Below are 22,014 nucleotides of genomic sequence, written 5' to 3'. Positions count from 1 at the left end.
ATGACGTGAGCATTTCACAAACATCCGAGGCCGCATCGGGCGGCGGAGCAGCCGTGCTCGACGCAGTGCGAAAGGTGGCGACATCCTTCAGCGTTATCCTGACGACGCTGCTCGGCCTGCTGATCATCACCTTCGTCGTCGGCCGCATGGTCCCGGCTGATCCGGTCATTGCCGTGATCGGGGACCAGGCCGACCAGGCGACCTATGAGCGGGTCTACAAGGAGATGGGGCTGGACCAGCCGCTCTATGTCCAGTTCGCGACCTATCTCGGCAATGTCGCTCACCTGAACTTCGGCCAGTCACATGTGACCAAGAACCCCGTGGCAAGTGATCTTGCCCGGGTTTTCCCGGCGACACTGGAGCTTGCGACGCTCGCAACGATCATCGGCGCCGGCCTCGGCATTCCGCTCGGTATCATCTCCGCTGTTCGCAAGGGAACATGGGTCGATCATCTCGCGCGTGTCGTCGGGCTGCTCGGGCATTCAACGCCGATTTTCTGGCTCGGCACCATCGTCATCCTGGTCTTTTACGCCAAGTTCGGGCTCATCCCCGGCAGCGGCCGACTGGACGTCTATAATGAAGGGCTGGTCGAAGGACCGACCAACTCCATTCTCGTCGATGCGATCATTGCCGGCGAATGGGAGGTTTTCCGCGATGCCTTGCTGCATGTCACAGCCCCTGCCCTGATCCTCGGTTATGCGGCCATGGCCTATCTCAGCCGCATGAGCCGCAGCTTCATGCTGGAACAGCTTCGGCAGGAATATGTGCTGACGGCGAAAGCCAAGGGCCTCGGCCAGCGCGCCATCGTCTGGCGACACGCCTTCCGCAATATCCGGGTGCAGCTTCTGACCATCGTGGCACTCGCCTATTGCGGCCTGCTTGACGGCACGGTTCTCATCGAGTCGGTCTTTGCCTGGCCCGGCCTCGGGCAATATCTGACCTCGGCTCTCTTCTTCGCGGACATGAACGCGATCCTTGGCAGCGTGCTCCTGATCGGCATCATTTCGATCGTCATCAACCTGCTGTCCGATATCGCCTACCGCTTCCTCGATCCGCGTACCCGGTGACATCATGGCGACACGCTATTTCAACGATCTCCACAATTGGCTGATCAACGAGGAATTTTCCTCGACCCGGCAGGCACGCTTCCACAAGGCCTATGTCCTGTGGCTGAGCCTGCTTGCAAATCCGCTGGCTTTTGCGGGTTTTTTGGTTGTGCTTGCGCTGGTGCTGGTCGCCGCCTTCGCGCCGATGCTCGCCAACTACGACCCCATTGCCCAGGATCTGACGATGGCGCTGAAGCCGCCATCTGCCGCGAACTGGTTCGGAACCGATGAGTTCGGCCGCGACGTCTATTCGCGTCTCGTCTATGGCGCACGCACAACGCTCTATATCAGCATCCTGGTGACGGTCATCGTGGCGCCGATCGGCTTTGTGATCGGTGCCACTGCCGGCTATCTCGGCGGCTGGGTCGATGTCGTGTTGATGCGCATCACCGATATCTTCCTGTCCTTCCCGAGCCTCGTTCTCGCACTCGCCTTTTCTGCGGCGCTCGGACCTGGGATTGAGAATGCCGTCATCGCCATTGCGCTGACCGTGTGGCCGCCGATTGCCCGCCTGGCGCGCGCCGAAACATTGACGTTCCGCGCCGCCGACTTCGTGGTCGCCGCCGAGCTGCAGGGCGCCGGCATGGGCCGCATCCTGCTCCATCACATCGTGCCGCTCTGTGCTCCCTCGATCATCATCCGACTGACGCTCAACATGTCGAGCGTCATCCTGACGGCGGCCGGCCTCGGTTTCCTCGGTCTCGGCGCCCAGCCGCCGATGCCCGAATGGGGTGCAATGGCAGCGTCGGGCCGGCAATATCTGCTCGACGCCTGGTGGCTGACGACTGTTCCGGGCATCGCAATCCTCGTGGTCAGCCTTGCCTTCAATCTGCTGGGCGACGGCCTGCGCGACATCATGGATCCCCGAAATGCCTGATCAATCCCAGCCGATCCTTTCGGTCAAAAACATGTCGGTCCAGTTCCCGACCCTGTCGGGCGTCGTCACGGCCGTGAAGAACGTCTCGTTCACCGTCGGGCGTGAGAAAGTCGGCATCATCGGCGAATCCGGCTCCGGAAAGAGCACGACCGGACGCGCCATTATGCGGCTGCAGCCGGCGACCGCCAAAGTGGTTGCCGACGAAATGCGCTTCGAGAATGTCGATCTCGTGCGAGCAAGCGAGGCCGATATGCGCTCGATCCGAGGGCGGCGCATTTCGATGATCCTGCAGGACCCGAAATATTCGCTCAACCCGGTCATGACGGTCGGCGAGCAGATCGCCGAAACCGTCATCCTGCATGAACGCGTCAGCCGCCGCGAGGCGCGCAAACGCACACTCGCCATGCTGGAACGGGTCAACATTCGCGATCCGGAGCGCGTCTTCAACCTTTATCCGCATGAAGTCTCGGGCGGCATGGGACAGCGCATCATGATCTCGATGATGCTGATTTCCTCCCCATCGCTGATCATCGCCGACGAGCCGACCTCGGCTCTCGACGTAACCGTGCGCCAGCAGGTCCTGTCGATCCTCGACGACCTGATCACCGAGCGCAACATCGGGCTGATCTTCATTTCCCACGATCTCAACCTGGTGAAGAGCTTCTGCGATCGAGTGATCATCATGTATGCCGGGCGTATCGTCGAAGAGCTTGAAGCCGCAAAGCTCGAAGAGGCAACCCATCCTTACACACGGGGTCTCTTGCAGGCGTTGCCGAGCCTCGACCACCCTCGAGACCGCCTTGAGGTCCTAGGGCGAGACCCGAGCTGGGCGGAGGCATGAGCATGATGATGTCAGTCAAAAATCTTGCCGTTTCCTTCGGCAGCGGCCACTCCGCCAAACAGGTGGTCAAGGATGTTTCCTTCGACGTTGCTCCGGGCGAGACGTTCGGCCTCGTCGGGGAAAGCGGATGCGGCAAATCCACTGTTCTCGGCGCGTTGGCCGGCAGGATCAAAGCATGGGATGGCTCGATTGCGATCGACGGAGAGGCAATCACCGCCAATCGCTCAAAATCGCAGCTCGCCAAGCAGCAGATGGTCTTCCAGGACCCATTCGGCTCGCTTCACCCGCGTCACACGATCGGCCGCACGCTCCTCGAACCCCTTGAAATCCATGGCGTCGACCGGCACAGGGAGCGCGTAGAACAGGTGTTGCGTGACGTCGGCCTGCCCCCATCCTTCTATCATCGTTTTCCGCATCAGCTCTCGGGCGGTCAGCGCCAGCGTGTCGCAATCGCACGTGCCCTGATACTGAAGCCGCGTGTGCTTCTCCTCGACGAGCCGACATCCGCACTCGACGTGTCCATCCAGGCCGAGATCCTCAATCTGCTGAAGGACCTGCGCGAAAGGGAAAAACTGACCTACATTCTCGTCAGCCACGATATGGCTGTGATTGCTCATCTGTGCAATCGCGTCGCCGTCATGCAGGGCGGGATGTTCGTGGAGATCGCTTCAAGAGAGGCTTTGCTCAGCGGAAATGTCGAACATTCCTATACACGCACGCTTCTCGACGGCAGCAGGGGCTACCAACCCACGCGCCGCGCCGGCTAGAGCCGGACTTCGCGTCACATGAGGGCGTGGCCAAGGGCAGCCGCAGGAGCTTCGGCTGCACCCATGAGCAGTTAGAGACCGCAAGCCGTCCGCGATTGCCGATCACTCATCGACGACGGAAACCCAGTGCCCCTTGCGCGGCTTTCACAACGGCGTCCGTGGTGATGTCGAACTTCTTGTAGACGTCGTCGATCTTGCCCGACGCGCCGAAGCTGTGCATGCCGACGAACCGGCCGTCGAGCCCGAGATATCGGTCCCAGCTATCCTGGACGGCAGCTTCCACCGCGACACGCGCAGTTCCGTCTCCGAGAACCTCACGCTTATAGTCCGGTGCCTGTGCCTCAAACAGCAGGCGGCACGGCATGGAGACGACCGCGGTTGGAATGCCTTCCGCCTGGAGCTTCGCCCTTGCCTCGACGGCAAGGTGCAATTCCGATCCGGTCGACATGATCGTCAGCTCGCGAGCGCCACCCTCAGCCTCAAGCAGAACGTATCCGCCCCTTGCCGACAGGTTGAGAGAGCCAGGCTCCTTTCTCAGAAGCGGCATGGGCTGGCGGGACAGTGCGATCAAGGCTGCTTGCCGCGGAGCATCAAGGATTGCCTGCCAGCATTCGGCCGTCTCGATCGGGTCGCCCGGACGGAACACGGCAAGACCTGGAATGGCGCGCAGGGCCGTCAGATGTTCGACAGGCTGGTGGGTTGGACCATCCTCGCCGAGACCGATCGAATCATGGGTCATCACGAAGATCGAACGCACCGCCATCATCGCCGCCAGCCGGATTGACGGCCGGGCGTAATCGGAAAAGGTCAGGAAGGTGCCGCCATAAGGGATCAACCCGCCATGAAGGGCAATGCCGTTGATGGCAGCCGCCATCCCATGTTCGCGCACGCCGTAATGGACATAGGATCCATTATACTGACCGGGCGCAATCTCGATCATGGATTTGGCCTTCGTGTTGTTCGACGGTGTCAGGTCCGCCGATCCGCCGATGAGCTCGGGGATGGTCTCAGCAAGGTGGTTGAGAACAATCCCGCTCGCCTGCCTTGTTGCCAGGTCCTTTTCAGCGGACAGAAGCTCATGCTTTGCCGCCTCTATTGCTCTGCTCCAGTCCGAGGGCAGCTCGCCTTTCATGCGGCGTTCAAATTCCCCCCGGATATCCGCCTTCGCCGTCTGGACCCGAACCGCCCAGGCCATCCGGGTGTTGCGTCCCTTGGCGCCGATCTTTCTCCAGTCGTCCAAAAGGTCGGACGGGATCTCGAAGGGTGGTGCGTTCCAGTCGAGAAGTTTGCGGGCGCCAGCGATCTCCTCTTCACCTGGAGCATCACTGTGGGCTTTCTGCGTGCCGGCGCGGGTCGGAAAGCCGAAGCCGATGATGGTTTTGCAGGCAATCAGCGACGGGCGATCGGTGATCCGTTGGGCTTCGACGATCGCGTTTCGGATGGCGTCAGTATCGTGTCCATCGATCTCCTGCACATGCCAGTTCGATGCGCGGAACCGCGCCGGCTGATCGTCGGATTCCGCCAGACTTGTGGCTCCGTCGATCGATATCGAATTGTTGTCCCAGAACGCGATCAGCTTGCCGAGCTTCAAGTGGCCCGCAAGCGATATGGCCTCCTGGCTGATGCCTTCCATCAGGCATCCGTCGCCGAGGAAGACATAGGTGTAGTGGTTTGAAAGATCGTCACCAAACCTGGCGTTCATGATGCGCTCGGCAAGTGCGAAACCAACCGAATTGGCAATGCCTTGTCCGAGCGGACCCGTGGTCGTCTCGATGCCCGTGGCATGGCGATATTCGGGATGACCGGCCGTCTTACTGTCGACCTGACGAAAGTTTTCGATCTGGTCGATCGTCATATCCCGGTAGCCGGTCAGATAGAGCAGGCTGTAGAGCAGCATCGAGCCGTGCCCGTTGGAGATCAGGAAACGGTCCCGATCGAACCAGTAGGGGTCTTCGGCATCGAATTTCAGGAAGTCGGAAAAGAGCACGACAGCAATGTCGGCCATGCCCATCGGCATGCCGGGGTGTCCGCTCTTGGCCTTCTCGACGGCGTCCATCGAGAGGAAGCGAATGCAATTGGCCATGTCGCGCAGGTGCTGATCGCGGGGCGCAGGTACGGACTTCACGGATTCCGTCATGATCGTTTCCTCGGGAGCTGGTGAAAGACCAATCGGAAGATAGGGCCCGGCGCGAGCCGGGCCACTGCGACATGTTGAAACTTTTCCCGGGAGCGATCGACAATGGGGTCGGAACGCGTAGCGACAACTTTCCAGATACTGACGCGATTAGCTTCGCTGCAGCCTCCAGGTCCGAATTTCAAACGGCATGATGTCGGCAGGCCCTGCACGCTCGATCGGCTCTTCGAGGATGTTCAGAGGTCCCGAAGCCTGCCAGCCCGAGGGCAAGGCGAGCGAAAGACGGCCGCGCCGGCCCGCCGGTTCGTAAAGCCGCAGGATAAGGCCTTCTCCCTCCTCCGCCGGTTTCAGTCCCGAAAAGGCGACCGGTATGCCTTCGACGCCGAGAGGCGACAGCGTGCCTGCCGAGAGGCCACTGGCCTCGATGGTGACGAGCGGCTGATTGAGATCGATCGCTTCCTGGAGGACATGGCCTTCATGCCAGGCGCCCTCATGCGGCATCAGCGCGTAGGTGAAGTTCTGCTCGCCTTCATCGGCGAGTGGATCGGGATAGATCGGCGAGCGCACGAGGCTCATGCCGATGACATTGCCGCGCGCACTGTGCCCGTATTTGGCATTGTTGAGCAGAGCGACGCCGAAACCCGGTTCGCTGAGATCGACAAAACGATGTGCGGCGGCTTCAAACATTGCCTGCTCCCAGGACGTGTTCGTATGCGTTTGCCGCTCGACGATACCGAAGGCGCATTCGAAGGTGGCTGTGCGTGAACGCACGGCGACCGGGTTCAGCGTTCTGAGCAGAGTACGCCGGTCATGCCAGTCGATGGTCGTCTCGATATCGAGCCTGCGGGCATTGGCCGTCAGCACGTAAAGCTGGGTGACCGTCGAGTTTCGGTATCGGTAAACGACGCGGATCGCGGCACGATGTGGCCCCTGTTCGGCAAGTGTGATGCTCTCGGGCCTGTCGAGGCGGACAGCCTTTTCGGCATAGTCGGCATCGACGTCCCAGGCGTCCCAATTGCGAGGTTTGTCGGCCGGATAGACCCAGAGCTGATTTGCAGCTCCTTCGATCGCCTCCCTGGCCGTTGCCTTGTGAACGAGGCTTGAAACGGCGCCATCCTTGCCGATGACAACAGACAGATGCTCGTTTTCGAGGCTGCGCGTATCGGCTTTCAGCACGCCGGCGGGCTTGAGGGTCTTGCGATCAAAGACCGCAACGGAAAGAGGCGCGACGATTTCGGCAGATGACAGGACCGTCCCATCGGAAAGCTTGGCGGTCAGCGGCCGCGGCGCAAGCGACGGGTTGACGGCAATCAACGCATCCGTCACCCCACCTGCCGGAAGTTGAGCTGATAGCGTCTTCAGAGACTTGGCCTTCTCCGCCTCGGCATTGTCGATGACGCCGTCGAGCTCCCGCTCGGCGTCGATATAGACTTCGCGGATGCTTGAGCCCGGCAGGATGTCGTGGAATTCGTTCTTCAGGACGACGCGCCAATCCGCTTCCAGGCTTTGTGGTTTGCCGGCACCCAAGAGATGCGCGAGCGAAGCGATCGTCTCGGCCGTAATCAGCGACCGCTCGGCCTGCCGGTGCTTGCGCTTGACGCCGCTTTGCGACGTCAGCGTCGCGCGGTGCAGTTCGAGGTAGATTTCCCCGTCCCAGACGGGAAGCTCTTTTTGCGCCGCAGTGCGGTGGGCCTCTTCGTAAAAGCCCTTCACCGTGCCCCAACGTGCGCTCGGGATTGCCGGGAAGTCGCGCAGTTGCACTTCGCGTTCGACCATTTCGGGTGTCACGCCACCACCGCCATCACCGTAGCCGACAGCGAGCAGCGATGTGTCATGCTGCGTCTTGCCGCGGAAATTCTTCCAGGTCGGCACGAAGCAATCCGGCTGCACGAAACCGTTGTAGCCATGCATCGGGTTGTCGAAAGTATGGGTCAGAACCTTGCTTCCATCGAGCCCCTTCCACCAGAACAAGTCGGATGGGATATGATTGGTCTCGCTCCAGTTCACCTTGATCGTGAAGAAACTGTCGATCCCCCCAAGCTGGAGGATCTGCGGCAAGGCCCCGGAAAAGCCGAAGCAGTCCGGCAGCCAGCAGACCGTGTGGCGCAGGCCGAAGTGTTTCTCGAAATAGCGCTGTCCGTACAGTACCTGCCGCGCAAGGCTCTCACCCGTTGGCATGTTGGTGTCGGGTTCGACCCACATGCCGCCGACAGTTTCCCACTTGCCCTCGGCGACCTTCTTCTTGATCCGTTCGAGAAGGTCGGGATCATCCTCTTCCATCTGCGCATAATAATGGGCGGTCGATTGATTGAACCGGAAGTCGTCCGACCGTTCCATCAGCGAGAGCGCGGTGTTGAAGGTGCGACGCATCTTCCGACGCGTCTCGTCGTAGGGCCAAAGCCATGCGAGGTCGATATGGGCATGGCCGGTCAGCAGCAGTTCACCGTTCGGCGGAAAACGCTTCTGAAGCTCTTTCAATCGCGCGATCAGCTGATCATAGGCGGCACCGGCCGAAGCGCTCTGCGCTTCATTAAGGCCGGCCGGGTTTGCCTCAAGCTCCGGCAGTTCCCAGATCTTCTGCTGCATCACCGCACCGGCTGTGCGTGAAATATAGGCTGACGTGTCCGAAGGCCAGTCGAGGCTGCGCAGCGACTGTTCGGCCGCCTCGATCAGGTGCGGCACGACCTCATGGCTTTCGAGCACGTCGGCAGCCTCGCCGATCTGCCGCAACAGGAGGTGCAACCTGTGGACCGGTTCGTCCAGCCAGATCAGCCGCGCCTTGTTGAGCTTCGGTGCCCGGTTCGGCTCACCGAAGGGAAAGCGGGCAACGCTGTCAGTGGTAATCGAGAATTCCCTGGCTTTGATCGGAAACTCCTGATGATAGGGGTCGAGCCCGAATGTCTCTGCCTGGCCGCCGGAATAGTGCAGCGTGATCAGGCTCTCGCCGCCGAGATCGAGCTGCAGGCGAACCTTTTCGATTGGCCAGTCGCGCGGCACTGTGGCCGATGCCGCGAAATGCACCGTCCCCTTGCGGTGCGGCCAGTCCTGATCATGGGCGATCGGCTCGCCGTCGAAGGTCCAGCCGTCGATCACGATGCTTTGCCTGTCGCGCCAGTGAGCGAGCTCGGCTGTGCGAACCTTCAGGCGATCGAGGCGTTGGGCAATGGTGAGAGACATGGCGGGTCCTATTGGAAAATAAGCAAGTGACGGGTGGGGAGAAAACCTGGTCGCGCAAATAGGCCGCAGCCACGGTGTCCCGTCTCCTCCAACCGAGGCGCGTGGCATCCCTTAGATTAAGTAACTTTGTTTTGCAGTCAAGCGCACAAGAAATAGGTTGCGAGAGTTTTACCTGTGATACACAAGCATCGAGGTGCTTAGGGAAGACGGTTATGCGGTATCTTCGATCCGGGCCGCGGCGACGTCAGACAGAGGAAACGGCCGTTACGCGGGGTAAAACAATCGGTCTGCGATCGGGAGAAATCGCCGACAGAAATATCCGCGTCATTCTGGAGGCTATCCGCCGGCACGGTCCATTGACCCGCATGGAACTCGGCCAGCATTCCGGGCTTACCGGGCCGGGCATCACCAATATTCTGCGCCGCCTCAGCGAGGGAGGGTTGGTGACGTCGCACCGCCGCAACGGCGCCGGCAACAGCGCGACCGCCAGCGAATTTGCCTTGCGCCCTGATGGGGCATTCTCGATCGGCATCAGGCTTCGCCAGAGCCGAGGCGAAGCCGTCCTTATCGACCTCAGCGGCCAGGTCCACGATCGGGACTACTTTCCACTCGACGCGGCAGCGCGCGTCCCGTCAATTCTTTCAGCCACCCAGAAGATGATCGCCCGGCATGCCGGCATGCCGATCATCGGCCTGGGGATCGGGTCAAACGACTGGACCGCGCAGGAAAGCGATGAGCTCGACGCAGCCTCTACGCTTCCCGTCAGTCACGTGGAGAACGAGTGCACCGCAAGCCTGCTGGCCGAACGTACCATCGGCGCGCCTGCCCCCGAAGGCGGACTGGCGATGATCATCATCGACGAAGATGTCCAGGCCGGCTTCCTCGTTCGCGGCATTCCTTATTCGGGCGTCCACGGACGCGCAGGCAGCATCGGTGAGATGCTCACCGGCCCAGACAATGTCCGGCTGAACACGGTGGTCGGTTTCGGCGCGCTGCGCGCACTGGTCAGCGATGACGAGTTCAAGCGCCTCATTTCGGGCGAAGAGCCGTCCTCCCCTCAGTTGACACAGTGGATCCGCGATGCTGCAAGCCACCTGCTCGACCCGATCATCGCCATGGCCGGCTTTATCGCGCCTGGTGTCATCATGATCGGCGGCGACCTGCCGCGAAGCGTCATCGAAGCACTGATCCACCAGCTCTCCGTCGAGCGCCGCGACACATCCAAGCGACCCTTCCTGACACCGTGGATTTCGCCGATGAAGCCGGCAAGCTTCAGCGGCGGCGGCGTGGCGCTGGGGGCGGCACTGCTGCCCTTCCTTAACACCCTGCTGCCACCGGTTTCCGCCTGACGTCCTAGTATCGAATCAGGCAAGCGCCTCGTCCGTGTGGCTGACATCCGAGGCAAGCGCCTTGTCGAGCACTTTCTGGATATTCGCCGCCCTGCGGAACGAGGGTTCCTGCGTTCTGCCTGCCCTGACGGCCTGCACGAAGCGCTGATAATTCGTTTCCACCGGATCGAAGGGGATGTCGCGCCATGTTGCGGTGTGAACATCTTCGCCGAGGCAGGCGCGAAGCGTCGACTTTCCGGTGTCGTAGATCATCTCGATCGAACCGGTCTCGCCATAGACCCTGAGACGCAGCTGATCCATCTGGCCGGCCGCGGTTCGCGTCGCCTGGATTGTGCCGATCGCACCCGTCGTGAAGTCGACATTCATTGTGAAGCTGTCATTCGCATCGAGATCATATTCGCCGATCTTGTCGCCCGGCGCCTTGTTGAAAGTCTTCAACCGCGCGAAGACATGGGCGACATCGAGCCCCGAACCATAGGACGCAAAATCGACGATATGGATGCCGATATCGCCGAGCGCGCCGTTCGACCCATGTTTCTTGCTGAGGCGCCAGAGCCATTTGCTCTCGCTCTTCCAGTCGCCCCAATGACGCCCCACAAGCCAGCTCTGCAGATGCGACGCCTCGACATGCCTGATCTCGCCGATTTCACCGGCAAGCACCATCTGCCGGCCCTTCTGCAGGGCGGGCGAATTGCGATAGGTGAAGTTGACCATGCCGACCTTGCCGGCTTTCTCGATGGCATCCGTCATTTCCATCGCCTTGATGGCATCGGTCGCAAGCGGCTTTTCGCAGAAGACATGTTTGCCCGCAGCAATCGCCTGAAGCGTCGTCGGATGGTGGATGCGGTCGGGCGTAACATTGGCAACGGCATCGAACTCGCCCCAGGCAAGGGCTTCCTCGAGCGTGCTGAAGTGATTGGGGATGCCATGTTCAGAACAAAAGGCCGCCAGTCGCTCGGGTACGACATCGACCCCGCCCACGACGCTCACGCCTTCGATCGCCTTGAAATTTGCGGCATGCTGATTGGCCATTCCGCCAGTGCCGAGAATGAGTAAGCGCATCTGATCCTCCATAGATGTCAGGTTCGGCCACCTTCACGTAGCCGAGGCAAAACCTCACCGTGCCATCGCGAATACCCGAAATGGCTCGATTTTTGTGATCGGGAAATGCGGCTGCGGTCCGCTAACTTGTGTTGAATGTCGCCGGCATCTCAATCCTCCCAAGCTGCGGCTTGACATCAAATCAAAGTAACTTAATCTAATTAATGCAGCATGGAAATGAGGAGAGGTCAACTGACCACCAGGCTGTATCCGTTTAAAATGGGGAGGAGACCCATCATGAAGAGAGCGTTCATCAGCGCATTAGCGCTGAGCACAATGTTATTTTCAGTGCCTACCGCATTTGCCCAGGAGCTTGCGACAAAGGACAGGATCGGCGCTGCCGATGCGCCAAAAACCCTTGTCGTCCGGCTCACGAACGACAGCCCCAACAACGCCGACCCGGCAATTGCCGAAGGCTATCAGAAACTCTTCGTCGATTTCATCAAGAAGCATCCCGACTGGAAACTGCAGATGCAGTTCATGTCGGCCGACATCGGTACCGAACAGGCCAAGATGCTGGAACAGGCTAAGGCCGGTAACGCTCCGGATTGCGCCGCGGTCGACTCCTTCGTGCTCTCGCAGTTCATGGTCAACCATGTGCTCGCCGACTTCACGCCTTACTTCTCGAAGGAAGAGGTCGCCGACCTGTTCCCCTTCATTCGCAGTGGCATTACCGACAAGGATCAGACGATCCGTGCATGGTGGTGGGATACGGACCTTCGCGTGCTCTACCGCAACAAGTCCATCGTTGCCGATGCGCCGCAGACCTGGGATGACCTGAAGAAGGCCGGGCTTTCCTCCGTCGAGCAGGGCATGGAAGGTATCCTCTTCAACGCCGGCCGTTACGAAGGGTCCACTTTCGACTGGCTGGCCAACTATTGGGCGCTCGGCGGTAAGCTCGTCGACGATTCCGGCAAGCCGATCTTCGGTGAGGGCGAAAACAAGGAGAAATTCTTAAAAGCCCTGACCTACTACAAGGACCTCGTTGATTCCGGTGCAGCACCCAAACGCGTGACCACCATCGGCAACTATGACGACCTCAACGCCGCCGCGGCAGCCGGAACCACGGCACTCTTCATCGGCGGCAACTGGCAATATGCCCAGCTGAAGGTCACGCTCGACGAGGACGAGTTCAAGAACTGGACCTTCTCGCCGATCCCCGGCCCGACCGCCGACCAGCGCTCCACAGGCACCGGCGGATGGACGATCGCCTCGTTCAGCAAAGACAAGGACAAGGTGGAGATGTGCGCCAACCTTGCCCGCGAGGTCTATATGGGACCGGCCAACGCCTTGCAGCAGCAGCTGCCGACGCGCAAGTCGCTCTTCGACAAGTACGATGTCTTCGCGACCGAAGCCAACAAGACCTTTGCCGGGGCTCTCGTTAATGGTCAGGCCCGCCCGGGCGCCCCGATCTATCCGGAAATCTCCAACCAGATCCAGATCATGATGGGTGACGTTCTCTCAGGCACCAAGAAGCCGGAAGAGGCTCTGGACGCCGCGTTCAACGCGACGATGGAGGCTTACAAGCGTCTCTAACGATTGAGATCGCGGCGGCGCCCACGACGGGCGTCGCCGGTCATGTCAAACCCGGACAGAGAAGCCCAATGAGCCCCATTGCCATCGAGGCTGCCAGCCCGCCTCACAGCAGATCGTTCATGCGCCGTTTTGCCGGGGCACCATTGCCCTGGATCATGCCTGTGATCATCGTCATCGGCATCTTCTATCTCTACCCTGTGATCGACGTGTTCCGTCTGTCGTTCACCAATGCGACGCTGATCGGCGACAATCCGGTCTATACGCTCGGCACGATATCGAATGCGCTGAGCTCGCCGCAGCTGCCCGACATCATGTGGGCGACCCTTATCTTCGTCGGCGGCAGCGTCGTCGGACAGCAGATATTTGGTCTCGCCGTCGCCGTCGTCGTCATCAGAGGCGAGAAACGCGGCCTGTACGGCACGACCGTCCTGCGCACCACGGCACTCATCGCCTGGGTGGTGCCCGGGATTGCCGGCGGCATCATCTGGCAGATGCTGTTTTCCGAAGCCCCCTACGGTGCGCTGAACAGCATCCTGCGGCTCATGCACCTGCCGACGGTCGCCTGGCTTTCCGACCCCGCGATTGCGCCGTGGTCAGCGCTGATCTCGAACATCTGGCGCGGCACGGCCTTCTCGATGGTGGTCATGTATGCAGCCCTCAAATCGATTGACCCCTCGCTCTATGAGGCGGCAGATGTCGACGGCGCAACGGGCCCGCAACAGTTCCTCTTCATCACCCTCCCCCAGCTGCGCGCAGCCATGCTCGTCAACATGATCCTCATCACGATCATGACGCTCAACACTTTCGACGCGATCATCACGTTGACGGGCGGCGGACCGGGGCGCGCGACCGAAGTGATCTCGCTCTATGTGTTCAACATCGTCTTCCGCAATTACGACCTTTCCGGCGGAAGTGTGCTCTCCGTGCTGATGCTGATCATCAGTCTCGGACTTGCCTTCGTTTACGCATCGTTCCTGCCGAAGGAGGAAGAGCAATGAGCAGGCGCACCGGCACGCGCTTCGGCGATTTCCTGAGCTATCTCTTCATGCTGGCGATGTTCATCTTCTTCGCCGGTCCCCTCAGCTATCTCTTATCGATGGCCTTGCGCGACAGGCGCGAAATCTATCGTGGTGTGGCGCGCTACATCCCGCACAATCCGACCATCGATAATTTCGTCACCGTCCTCAACAACAGCTACTTCCCGATCTACCTCTGGAACGGCTTGAAGCTCGCCGCCTTCAGCGGTTTCGGTGTTCTGGTCGTCGCCCTTCCCGCAGCCTACGCATTCTCCCGCTTCCAGTTCAGGGGCAAGGGCCTGTCGATGATGGGGCTTTTGTTGTTCCAGATGATCTCGCCGCTAGTCATCATGGTGCCGCTCTACCGCTACATGAACCGTCTCGGCCTGCTCGATACGCATTTTGCGGTGACAATGGTCTATATTGCCCTCGGTGTGCCGCTTGCAACATGGCTGCTGAAGAGCACGATAGACGGCATTCCGCGCAGTCTCGACGAGGCTGCGATGATCGACGGATGCAATCGGTTCTCGGTCTTCTGGCGGATCGTCCTGCCGCTATCGGCGCCGGGTATTGCTTCCGTCTTCATCATCACTGTGATTGCCGGCTGGTCGCAATTCCTCGTGCCTTTTCTTCTGCTCACGCAAAACAATCTGATGCCGATCGGCGTCGGGATCTTTAACTTCCGTGGCATGCAGACCGACTCGTCCATCCAGCTGCTTGCGGCCGCCTGCCTGATCTCCGTCGTACCGGCGATCGTGGCGTTCCTGTCGCTTCAGCGGCTGATCCTTGGCGCCATGACCAGTGGTGCGGTGAAGGGGTAAAGTCGGTTTGCGTGTCCGTGGCTGATAGAGGATCCCAACCCATGAACCAGACGACCGGCGCCAGACTGTCTCCCGACCTGACGGGGGCCAATGTCGAGGATGCGGGCGAGCACAACAGAGCCGTCGTGCTGCGCTGCATCCATCGGCAGGCGCCGATTTCGCGCGCCGAGATTGCCCGGCAGACAGGTTTCACGAAGCCGGCGATCGCCCGAATCGTCGATCGGCTGCTCGACGAAGGCCTGATCATCGAAGCTCGCCGGCGACATGGGCTGAGGGGTCAGCCGGCAATCGAGCTCGAGATCAACCCCGATGCGTTCTTTGCAATCGGCATCAACATCGATCGCGATCACCTGACGATTGTGGCTGTGGATGCCGTCGGCAACGTACGCGCCCGCGTCCACCACGAAAAGCGCTACGTGCGGCCCGCCGAATTCATGCAGCTGACGGCCGATGCGATATCGCATTTCCAGCGAAGCCGCCTGATCGACGACGCGCACCTGGCCGGCATCGGGCTCGCCATGCCCGACTGGCTCGGAGAGATCCCTTTCCTCGGCATGCCCGACGATTATTCGGAATGGATGGAATTCGACGTACGCGCAGCAATCGAAAACCTGACCCAGCATCCGGTCTTCATCGAAAATGAGACCAATGCCGCAGCACTTGCCGAGCTTGACTACGGCCTCGGGGCGGAAAGCCGCAGTTTCTTTTATATCGCCATCAATGCCTGTCTCGGCGGAGGGCTCGTTCTCGACGGCAACGGCCACCGCGGCGCCATGGCGCTGAGCGGCGAAATCGGATGGCTGCCGATTGCCGACGACCGGGACAAGACCGCTCCGAAGGTCGACCTTCTCGGTGAGATGGTGACGATGTTTTTTCTCTACAAGTTTCTTGGCGAACATGGCGTCCATGCAAGCGTGCCTCAGGACCTTCTCACACTCGATGCACGTGGCAAGGCTCTGGTGTCGAAGTGGCTGAAGGAAATGAGCGCTCACCTTGCCGTTGCGGTCAAGCATATCGGCATGATCGTCGATCCCGATGCCATCATCATCGGCGGCCGATTGCCGATCCGCATGATCGACGAGTTGCTCCGCTACGTTCACGAACATCTGACGGCCGGAGACACCACTCTGCCTTCGCTGCATCGTGCCTCGATCGGCGAGGACGCTTCGGCGCTCGGTGCTGCGGCGATGCCGATGGCGGCGGCGCTGATGCTGGCATCCGCGGACGCCGTTCAACGCACCCGTTCGCCCCTCAAATTCATGGATCGCCTGAACAACTGAAACAGCCGGCAAGGCCGCTGGGAGGATATTGATGAGGATTGGTTTTTATACGTCGACATTCAACGACCGGCCGCTAGAAGAAGTGGTGAATTTCGCTGCTTCGGCCGGTTTCGACGCAATCGAAATCGATGTCGGCGGCCATATCAAGACGCCGGACAAGGTGCAGGCTGCGGTGGCACTTGCCCGCGACCAAAACCTCTTCGTCTCCTCGGTCACCTATTTCGGCAATCAGCTCGATGCCGACAGCGGCAAACGCGGCGAACTTCGCGCCCGCACGGAGGAATTTGCCGAGGCGATCGGCGAAGCGGGCGTGCCGATCTTCGTGATCTTTCCCGGACGTAACGACAATGCTGACGACGAAGCCAATTACGATGATTTTGCCGATTTCGCCAACCGGCTGATTGACAAGACGACGTCAAGCGGCCTGGTCTTCGCGATCGAAAACTGGCCGGGGCCCAAGGATAATTTCGTCGGAACCACGCCGAACGGGTGGCAGGAACTCTTCAGGCGCATACCCGACCGGCGCTTCGGTCTCGAATTCGATCCTTCGCACCTCATCCGCATCGGCGTCGATCCCTATGCCGCCATGGACGCGGTCAAGGACCGCATCGCCATTCTCCACGCCAAGGACACCGCAATCGATGCGGCCAGACAACAAGCGGTCGGCTATCACGGCAAGGGCTGGTGGCAATACAAGCTGCCGGGCCACGGCCTTCTCGACTGGCCGCGCTTCCTGCGTCAGGCACGGACCAACGGCTTCAACGGCACCCTTTCGATCGAGCACGAGGACGCCGCCTATGGATGGCCGGGCAAGGATCTCGAGGCGCGAAAAGAAGGTGAACGCCTTGGGCTCGCCTACCTCAGAAACGTGTTGAACAAGCTTTGAGCGCGACCGGGGAGGACGAAAATGGCTCATGTTAGAGTGAACAATGCGCGCAAGGACTATGGCGCGTTCAAAGCCATCAAAGGTGTTTCAGTCGATATCCGCGATGGCGAGTTCGTCGTCCTCGTCGGCCCTTCCGGCTGCGGCAAATCCACCCTTCTCAGAATGATCGCCGGTCTGGAAGACATCAGCTCGGGCGAGATCCAGATCGGCAAGCATATCGTCAACGAGCTGGCACCGAAGGATCGCGACATCGCCATGGTGTTCCAGAACTATGCGCTTTACCCGCATATGACGGTCGCCAAGAATATGGGCTTCTCGCTGCGGCTGAAGCGCATGCCGAAGACAGAGATCGAGCAGCGTGTCGGCAATGCCGCCAAGATCCTCGGCCTGGAGGCGCTCCTGGAGCGCTATCCGAAGCAGCTGTCGGGCGGCCAGCGGCAGCGTGTTGCCATGGGTCGCGCAATCGTTCGCGATCCCGCCGTCTTCCTCTTCGACGAACCCCTGTCAAACCTCGATGCCAAGCTCCGTGTCCAGATGCGATCCGAGATCAAGGAGCTGCATCAGCGGCTGAAGACCACGACGATCTATGTCACGCACGACCAGATCGAGGCGATGACGATGGCAGACAAGATCGTCGTGATGAAGGACGGCGTGATCGAGCAGTCGGGCTCGCCGCTCGAACTCTACGATCGCCCGAGCAATCTCTTCGTTGCCGGGTTCATCGGCTCCCCAGCGATGAACTTCATCAAGGGAAGCATGACGAATGAAGGCTTCCGGACCGAAGACGGGCTTATCCTGCCGAGCGAACGGCGCCCGTCCGGTGCCGTCACCTACGGCATTCGCCCCGAGCACATCACACTCGACCCCAACGGCATCGAGGTGACAACCGCCGTTGTCGAGCCGACGGGGTCCGAGACATTGGTGGTTGCCCGTCTCGGCACGCAGACGATCAGCTGCGTCTTCCGGGAGCGGATCAGGGCAGCCCCCGGCGATGTGCTGCGGATCGCTCCGCTCCATGATAGCGTCCACCTGTTTGACGAAGGCGAGCAGCGCATCACTGCCGGCGAGCCGGTGCTGAACTGATGACGTGTGACGGGGCATCGGTAACACGCCGCTATCCCATACGCCTTCACGAAGTCATCGAGAATCGATGAGCGTGGCAAGCCGGGCTTCGATCAGCCCTGCTTGCCTCGCCAATTCGGCCCGGAAAACCTCGACCAGTTGCGATTGCGGCCGATGGATCGGGCGCACGATGTTGACGGAAAACGGGATAGAGAATGACACCCGGCGAAGATGTAGGCCGTGGCCGGCATAGTCCAGGGCCGTCAGGGGATTGACGATCGCCAGGCCGATTCCCTCCCGTACCATGGAGCAGACGGATGCCGCGCTGTGGGTCTCGATGACCATGCACCGCATGATGCCGGCGTTTCGAAAAATCTGATCGATCTGCCGCCGGTAGCTATCCATCGCCGACAGGCTGACAAAGGATTGCCCTTCGAAATCACGACGATCCGCGATCGGATAAGGCAGCTCGGCGCCTTCGACGTGATCCGCTATGCGCAGAAGGCGTGCTCCAACATCCACATCCTCTCCCTCATGCGTGAGGAAGGTGTGCTTGTGGACTCCGTGTCTCTCGGCGAAATCAATCGCGCGCAGCGGGCCGGATTTTCCACCAGCCCGACCCTCTCAGGTGCTGGCCCGCTCTGCGAATCGGGCGACGTATTCACGCAAGGGGCCGATGGCGTGGTCGAGACGCGTGCGCTCCCTCCTGCCGAGGTCGGCGACTTGCTCGTTTTCCACGAAGCGGGTGCCTATGGCGCGTCGATGTCGTCGAACTACAACAGCCGGCTTCACGCTGCCGAATATCTCATGGACGGGGAGAACTCCCGGCTTATCCGCCGGCGCCAGACGATCGATGAGCTTTGCGAGCTGGAATTGATCGCGGCTCATTCTACGGATGCGGCGTGAGCCCTGAAAAATCCAGGCAGGATTACAAAAAAGCGCAAACGCCCTTCCGCACGGGTACTCGAAGCCTATCGTCAGAGGTCGAGCAGCAAATCGCCAACGCTTTGATCGTGCCCCCGCTTGCTGACTTCGAGCGGCTTGGGGCTTGTTACCTCTTTGCGCTTCCGGGAACCCGGCTTTTTGCCTTTCGCGGGGAGGTCCGCTGATAACTCAAGGAGTTTTGCGGCAGGCTCCGCAGGTCCTGATGTCGTCGTGGCAGCCTGGCCGTCTATCCTGTTGGTTTCGTTCTCAACGGTCGTGGTGGGAGTGTCCGATGGCTCGATGTCGGATCGTATCTTGGCGTTCGGCTTTGCAATTTTGATTGCTGGGGCAGCGTCCTGCTCTATCTTCGGCGCGAAACGTATCATGAATGGTGACCTTCCCGTTGGTTCGCTCTTTGTTCTCATCGACGAGCGCACTTGTCAAGCTCGCTCACATCCGAACGGCCAGAAGTTCTCCCTTCCAGGAGCTCCTTGACGAGAGCAGTCATTGTTACGGTTCGTTCCCAGACCAGCCGCCTCTCAAGCCACCGCACCTCCTCAGGCGAAAGCCTGATGGCGATGGCGACATTCGTCTGCTGCGTGACGGTGACGTGAGCGATCTGGCCCAGCCGCCCCTGTTCCGTATCAAATCTGATGCAGGACCGTTTCTTGATGTCGGTCAATGTATGATCCATGCAGGAGGCTAAAATCGCACAATCATCTGACGGATGAGGGTAGATCCGATATGTACCGAACGATAGTCTGCGCAATAGGCAATGGCCCTCGCGAAACAGCCGAACGCATCCTGAACAAGGCAGCCGGCCTCCTCGACGAGGATGGCTCGATCTTCGTCATCCACGCCGTCGAAACCATGCCGCACTACATGACGGCGAGCCTGCCGGAAGACTTCGAGACCGCCGTCATAAAGGATGCCGAGGAGAAGCTGACCTTGCTCTGCCGACAGATGAAGATCCCTGCCCTGGTCGAGGTCCATACCGGTGGCGCGGCAAGGGTGCTTTTGGCCGCCGCGCGGGAGAAAGAGGCGGACCTTATCATCCTTTCAACCCATGTCGCAGATATTACCGACTATATTTTCGGGGCCGTGGTCGACCGCGTGGTGCGTCACGCCAAATGCTCGGTCCTCGTCGATCGCAAGCAAAGTCCGGGGCATAAGCTGAGCCGCGCGGCGGCGGCGGTGGCGCGCTGATAGCATTGTGATCTCGGCAACGGCGCGTCGTGTTTTCCGCCTTCGCCTCGACCTTCTCCTTGCACATGACGCGAAGGGACCGGCAGGATGGCCAGCCTTCGCACAACATCACGCCAATTCAGGCCGAATGACAGGACGCTGCCCTCCTCCCCTCCCCGACATCGGACCGGCAACCTATATCAAGGCGGATTCCAGTCCGCAGTATTCGCTGCCCTTACACGGAGACATGTATGAGCCAAGATCCATACGAGCTTCTGGGCGTGAAACGGGATGCCACCCAGAAGGAAATTCAGGGGGCATTCCGCAAGCTTGCCAAGAAGCTCCACCCCGACCTGAACCCCGGCGACAAGAAGGCCGAGGCGAAGTTCAAGGAAATTTCTGCTGCCTATGAAATCCTGAGCGACGAAGAGAAGCGCGGTCGCTTCGATCGTGGCGAGATCGACGTCACGGGAGCCGAACAGGCGCCCCGCAGCTACTATCGAGACTATGCCTCCTCGAGCGACCCTGGCAGCGCCTATCACAACGGCGCCGGCTTTGCCGATTTTGGAGACGCCGACGATCTGTTCGCAAGCTTCTTCTCGCGCCGCGCTGGCGGCAGCAGCAGCGGCGGCCAGTTCCGCGCAAAGGGCCAGGACCGGCGCTTCTCGATGGAGGTGGATTTCCTCGATGCCGTGAACGGCGCGCAGAGCCAGGTGAGGCTGTCGGACGGGCCGGCACTCGACGTCAAGATCCCGCCCGGCACGCGCGACGGCCAGACGCTGCGCCTGCGCGGCAAGGGAGAACCCGGCTTCGGCGGCGGGCCGGCCGGCGATGCGCTGATCGACGTCCATGTGCGCCCGCACCGTTTCTTCACCCGCGACGGCGACGACATCCGCCTCGATCTGCCCGTCACGTTGGGAGAAGCGGTACTCGGCGGAAAGGTGCGCGTGCCGACGCCTTCGGGGCCGGTCAACCTAACGCTGCCGGCAAATTCCAGCAGCGGAAAGGTGCTGCGCCTCAAGGGCAAGGGTGTTGCCAAGCGCGGCGGCGACGCCGGTGACGTCTATGTGACGCTGAAGATCATGCTTCCCGAACAGCCCGACGAACAGCTGACCGCCTTCGCCAAGGGCTGGGCGGCAGCCAGCACACAGGATCCGAGAAAGAACATGGAGGCCTGACCATGGACGATCGCGAATTCCGTCTCTACCTCAAAATCGACGTGAGCGAGCTCGATCTGTGGGTCGAGCAAGGCTGGCTGGCCCCCGATATTTCCAAGGGCCGGCGCCGATTCCGGGATGCCGATCTTGCCCGCGCCCGCCTGATCCTCGACCTCACACGCCAAATGGGCGTCAACGAGGCCGGCGTCGACGTCGTCATGGAGCTCGTCGACCAGCTCCACGGCATGCGCGGTGCGATGCGCAGGCTTGTCGTCGCCATCAACCGGCAGGAGACCGAGATCCAGAAACGCCTGCTGGACGCGCTCGAAGAGCTCGACGATAGCGCGCGCTGATAGCATCGTTCCGGACTTGGACGACGATCAAGGTCAGGCTTTGCACAGTCGGCAACCACGGCGCTGAAACCAAGCACGAAACCGATATCGCGGCAATGGCAGCGGTCGCGCTGTAATTCGTCGGGCGCCGCTTGCATGGAGCTGAAAACGAGAATTGTGATGCAAAAGAACACAAGACCGTCGTCGGCAGGATCGGTCCTTTTGCGGGCTGAGGCAAGCCGCATAGGCCGCCACGAAACTTGAGAGGCCTAGGTTGCGAATGCCGGCGACCCTTTCGCCGAGTGGCGCCTCTCGCTCCTGCCAGCCACGCTCAATGCCGACCAGGATGCCAATCAGGACACGCGGCTCGGCTCATTGCGCCGGATCAACATCTCCCGTGAAGGGAAATTTCCATAGGGGCGAAGAAGCACGGGCACGGGTCGTCTTTGACAACCGTCAATGC

At 60.6% G+C, this 22,014-nt stretch carries 21 protein-coding genes and 1 pseudogene; 15 read left to right on the top strand and 7 right to left on the bottom strand.

The window, feature by feature from the left end:
• Positions 1 to 5 precede the first annotated feature (5 nt).
• Genes AB4Z13_RS31545 through AB4Z13_RS31530 form a run of 4 tightly spaced genes read left to right on the top strand, consistent with a single transcriptional unit; the run spans position 6 to position 3,591 of the window.
• Positions 6 to 1,067, top strand: coding sequence for an ABC transporter permease (locus tag AB4Z13_RS31545; protein ID WP_442207674.1), 1,062 nt, complete (start codon positions 6 to 8; stop codon positions 1,065 to 1,067).
• A 4-nt stretch (positions 1,068 to 1,071) separates the two neighbouring features.
• Entirely contained in the window at positions 1,072 to 1,983 is a 912-nt protein-coding gene (locus AB4Z13_RS31540; protein WP_439017381.1) for an ABC transporter permease, read from the top strand.
• Complete coding sequence (locus AB4Z13_RS31535; RefSeq protein ID WP_442207673.1) at positions 1,976 to 2,824, top strand: ABC transporter ATP-binding protein; 849 nt, start codon at positions 1,976 to 1,978, stop codon at positions 2,822 to 2,824. Before AB4Z13_RS31540 ends, AB4Z13_RS31535 begins: the two co-directional genes overlap by 8 nt.
• A 5-nt stretch (positions 2,825 to 2,829) precedes the next feature.
• Positions 2,830 to 3,591 carry an ABC transporter ATP-binding protein gene (locus tag AB4Z13_RS31530; protein WP_439018843.1) on the top strand — a complete coding sequence of 254 codons (762 nt, stop codon included), beginning with the start codon at positions 2,830 to 2,832 and terminating at the stop codon, positions 3,589 to 3,591.
• A 106-nt stretch (positions 3,592 to 3,697) separates the two neighbouring features.
• Here the strand turns inward: AB4Z13_RS31530 and tkt are convergent, their stop codons facing one another.
• Positions 3,698 to 5,728, bottom strand: coding sequence for a transketolase (gene tkt, locus AB4Z13_RS31525; protein WP_442207672.1), 2,031 nt, complete (start codon positions 5,726 to 5,728; stop codon positions 3,698 to 3,700).
• A 147-nt stretch (positions 5,729 to 5,875) separates the two neighbouring features.
• A complete protein-coding gene (locus AB4Z13_RS31520; RefSeq protein ID WP_442207671.1) occupies positions 5,876 to 8,902 on the bottom strand; it encodes an alpha-mannosidase in 3,027 nt (1,008 codons plus the stop codon).
• A gap of 212 nt (positions 8,903 to 9,114) precedes the next feature.
• Here AB4Z13_RS31520 and AB4Z13_RS31515 point away from each other — a divergent pair, with 212 nt between their 5' ends.
• On the top strand, positions 9,115 to 10,251 hold the full coding sequence (locus AB4Z13_RS31515; protein WP_442207670.1) for an ROK family transcriptional regulator: 1,137 nt from the start codon (positions 9,115 to 9,117) through the stop codon (positions 10,249 to 10,251).
• 15 nt (positions 10,252 to 10,266) lie between these two features.
• Here the strand turns inward: AB4Z13_RS31515 and AB4Z13_RS31510 are convergent, their stop codons facing one another.
• Positions 10,267 to 11,313 carry a Gfo/Idh/MocA family protein gene (locus AB4Z13_RS31510; protein WP_439017376.1) on the bottom strand — a complete coding sequence of 349 codons (1,047 nt, stop codon included), beginning with the start codon at positions 11,311 to 11,313 and terminating at the stop codon, positions 10,267 to 10,269.
• A gap of 276 nt (positions 11,314 to 11,589) precedes the next feature.
• Here AB4Z13_RS31510 and AB4Z13_RS31505 point away from each other — a divergent pair, with 276 nt between their 5' ends.
• The 6 genes from AB4Z13_RS31505 to AB4Z13_RS31480 all read left to right on the top strand — a co-directional run bounded on the left by AB4Z13_RS31505 (position 11,590) and on the right by AB4Z13_RS31480 (position 17,974).
• Positions 11,590 to 12,888, top strand: coding sequence for an extracellular solute-binding protein (locus AB4Z13_RS31505; protein WP_113321267.1), 1,299 nt, complete (start codon positions 11,590 to 11,592; stop codon positions 12,886 to 12,888).
• A gap of 68 nt (positions 12,889 to 12,956) precedes the next feature.
• Positions 12,957 to 13,886, top strand: coding sequence for a carbohydrate ABC transporter permease (locus tag AB4Z13_RS31500; protein ID WP_442207669.1), 930 nt, complete (start codon positions 12,957 to 12,959; stop codon positions 13,884 to 13,886).
• Positions 13,883 to 14,725: a carbohydrate ABC transporter permease gene (locus tag AB4Z13_RS31495; protein ID WP_113321265.1), complete on the top strand. Its 843-nt coding sequence runs from the start codon at positions 13,883 to 13,885 to the stop codon at positions 14,723 to 14,725. The genes AB4Z13_RS31500 and AB4Z13_RS31495 overlap by 4 nt, the downstream gene beginning before the upstream one ends.
• A 41-nt stretch (positions 14,726 to 14,766) precedes the next feature.
• On the top strand, positions 14,767 to 16,005 hold the full coding sequence (locus tag AB4Z13_RS31490) for an ROK family transcriptional regulator (protein WP_113321264.1): 1,239 nt from the start codon (positions 14,767 to 14,769) through the stop codon (positions 16,003 to 16,005).
• 31 nt (positions 16,006 to 16,036) lie between these two features.
• Positions 16,037 to 16,891 (top strand): sugar phosphate isomerase/epimerase family protein, encoded by an 855-nt coding sequence (locus AB4Z13_RS31485; RefSeq protein ID WP_442207668.1) that lies wholly within the window; start codon positions 16,037 to 16,039, stop codon positions 16,889 to 16,891.
• 21 nt (positions 16,892 to 16,912) lie between these two features.
• Complete coding sequence (locus tag AB4Z13_RS31480; protein ID WP_442207667.1) at positions 16,913 to 17,974, top strand: ABC transporter ATP-binding protein; 1,062 nt, start codon at positions 16,913 to 16,915, stop codon at positions 17,972 to 17,974.
• Positions 17,975 to 18,028: 54 nt separating this feature from the next.
• On the opposite strand, the gene AB4Z13_RS31475 is transcribed toward AB4Z13_RS31480, so the two are convergent.
• On the bottom strand, positions 18,029 to 18,358 hold the full coding sequence (locus AB4Z13_RS31475; protein WP_442207666.1) for a LysR substrate-binding domain-containing protein: 330 nt from the start codon (positions 18,356 to 18,358) through the stop codon (positions 18,029 to 18,031).
• On the opposite strand from AB4Z13_RS31475, the gene AB4Z13_RS31470 reads away from it, so the two are divergent.
• Positions 18,281 to 18,859: a hypothetical protein gene (locus tag AB4Z13_RS31470; protein ID WP_442207665.1), complete on the top strand. Its 579-nt coding sequence runs from the start codon at positions 18,281 to 18,283 to the stop codon at positions 18,857 to 18,859. The genes AB4Z13_RS31475 and AB4Z13_RS31470 overlap by 78 nt on opposite strands.
• A 71-nt stretch (positions 18,860 to 18,930) precedes the next feature.
• On the opposite strand, the gene AB4Z13_RS31465 is transcribed toward AB4Z13_RS31470, so the two are convergent.
• On the bottom strand, positions 18,931 to 19,263 hold the full coding sequence (locus AB4Z13_RS31465) for a hypothetical protein (RefSeq protein ID WP_113321260.1): 333 nt from the start codon (positions 19,261 to 19,263) through the stop codon (positions 18,931 to 18,933).
• A 35-nt stretch (positions 19,264 to 19,298) separates the two neighbouring features.
• A complete protein-coding gene (locus AB4Z13_RS31460; protein ID WP_442207664.1) occupies positions 19,299 to 19,559 on the bottom strand; it encodes a hypothetical protein in 261 nt (86 codons plus the stop codon).
• Positions 19,560 to 19,621: 62 nt separating this feature from the next.
• On the opposite strand from AB4Z13_RS31460, the gene AB4Z13_RS31455 reads away from it, so the two are divergent.
• From AB4Z13_RS31455 to AB4Z13_RS31445, 3 genes are all read left to right on the top strand, one after another.
• Positions 19,622 to 20,083 (top strand): universal stress protein, encoded by a 462-nt coding sequence (locus tag AB4Z13_RS31455; RefSeq protein WP_442207663.1) that lies wholly within the window; start codon positions 19,622 to 19,624, stop codon positions 20,081 to 20,083.
• A 230-nt stretch (positions 20,084 to 20,313) separates the two neighbouring features.
• Positions 20,314 to 21,240, top strand: coding sequence for a J domain-containing protein (locus tag AB4Z13_RS31450; protein WP_113321257.1), 927 nt, complete (start codon positions 20,314 to 20,316; stop codon positions 21,238 to 21,240).
• A 2-nt stretch (positions 21,241 to 21,242) separates the two neighbouring features.
• Positions 21,243 to 21,572: a chaperone modulator CbpM gene (locus AB4Z13_RS31445; RefSeq protein WP_113321256.1), complete on the top strand. Its 330-nt coding sequence runs from the start codon at positions 21,243 to 21,245 to the stop codon at positions 21,570 to 21,572.
• Positions 21,573 to 21,619: 47 nt separating this feature from the next.
• Here AB4Z13_RS31445 and AB4Z13_RS31440 read toward each other — a convergent pair.
• Positions 21,620 to 21,908, bottom strand: a pseudogene (locus AB4Z13_RS31440) (hypothetical protein); the annotation flags it as partial.
• Positions 21,909 to 22,014 lie beyond the last annotated feature (106 nt).

The sequence above is a fragment of the Rhizobium sp. YAF28 genome, from assembly GCF_052113285.1.
Taxonomy (GTDB): Bacteria; Pseudomonadota; Alphaproteobacteria; order Rhizobiales; family Rhizobiaceae; genus Rhizobium.
This window is presented reverse-complemented; position numbering and strand designations above follow the sequence as displayed.

Excerpts from the sequence above, each read along its gene's own strand:
- AB4Z13_RS31445 (WP_113321256.1), top strand. The coding sequence starts at position 21,243 with ATGGACGATCGCGAATTCCGTCTCTACCTCAAAATCGACGTGAGCGAG.
- AB4Z13_RS31540 (WP_439017381.1), top strand. The coding sequence starts at position 1,072 with ATGGCGACACGCTATTTCAACGATCTCCACAATTGGCTGATCAACGAG.
- AB4Z13_RS31535 (WP_442207673.1), top strand. The coding sequence starts at position 1,976 with ATGCCTGATCAATCCCAGCCGATCCTTTCGGTCAAAAACATGTCGGTC.
- AB4Z13_RS31485 (WP_442207668.1), top strand. The coding sequence starts at position 16,037 with ATGAGGATTGGTTTTTATACGTCGACATTCAACGACCGGCCGCTAGAA.
- AB4Z13_RS31500 (WP_442207669.1), top strand. The coding sequence starts at position 12,957 with ATGAGCCCCATTGCCATCGAGGCTGCCAGCCCGCCTCACAGCAGATCG.
- AB4Z13_RS31465 (WP_113321260.1), bottom strand. The coding sequence starts at position 19,263 with ATGATACGTTTCGCGCCGAAGATAGAGCAGGACGCTGCCCCAGCAATC.
- AB4Z13_RS31495 (WP_113321265.1), top strand. The coding sequence starts at position 13,883 with ATGAGCAGGCGCACCGGCACGCGCTTCGGCGATTTCCTGAGCTATCTC.
- AB4Z13_RS31475 (WP_442207666.1), bottom strand. The coding sequence starts at position 18,358 with ATGGATAGCTACCGGCGGCAGATCGATCAGATTTTTCGAAACGCCGGC.
- AB4Z13_RS31450 (WP_113321257.1), top strand. The coding sequence starts at position 20,314 with ATGAGCCAAGATCCATACGAGCTTCTGGGCGTGAAACGGGATGCCACC.
- AB4Z13_RS31520 (WP_442207671.1), bottom strand. The coding sequence starts at position 8,902 with ATGTCTCTCACCATTGCCCAACGCCTCGATCGCCTGAAGGTTCGCACA.
- AB4Z13_RS31530 (WP_439018843.1), top strand. The coding sequence starts at position 2,830 with ATGATGTCAGTCAAAAATCTTGCCGTTTCCTTCGGCAGCGGCCACTCC.
- AB4Z13_RS31455 (WP_442207663.1), top strand. The coding sequence starts at position 19,622 with ATGTACCGAACGATAGTCTGCGCAATAGGCAATGGCCCTCGCGAAACA.
- AB4Z13_RS31480 (WP_442207667.1), top strand. The coding sequence starts at position 16,913 with ATGGCTCATGTTAGAGTGAACAATGCGCGCAAGGACTATGGCGCGTTC.
- AB4Z13_RS31505 (WP_113321267.1), top strand. The coding sequence starts at position 11,590 with ATGAAGAGAGCGTTCATCAGCGCATTAGCGCTGAGCACAATGTTATTT.
- AB4Z13_RS31490 (WP_113321264.1), top strand. The coding sequence starts at position 14,767 with ATGAACCAGACGACCGGCGCCAGACTGTCTCCCGACCTGACGGGGGCC.
- AB4Z13_RS31515 (WP_442207670.1), top strand. The coding sequence starts at position 9,115 with ATGCGGTATCTTCGATCCGGGCCGCGGCGACGTCAGACAGAGGAAACG.
- tkt (WP_442207672.1), bottom strand. The coding sequence starts at position 5,728 with ATGACGGAATCCGTGAAGTCCGTACCTGCGCCCCGCGATCAGCACCTG.
- AB4Z13_RS31510 (WP_439017376.1), bottom strand. The coding sequence starts at position 11,313 with ATGCGCTTACTCATTCTCGGCACTGGCGGAATGGCCAATCAGCATGCC.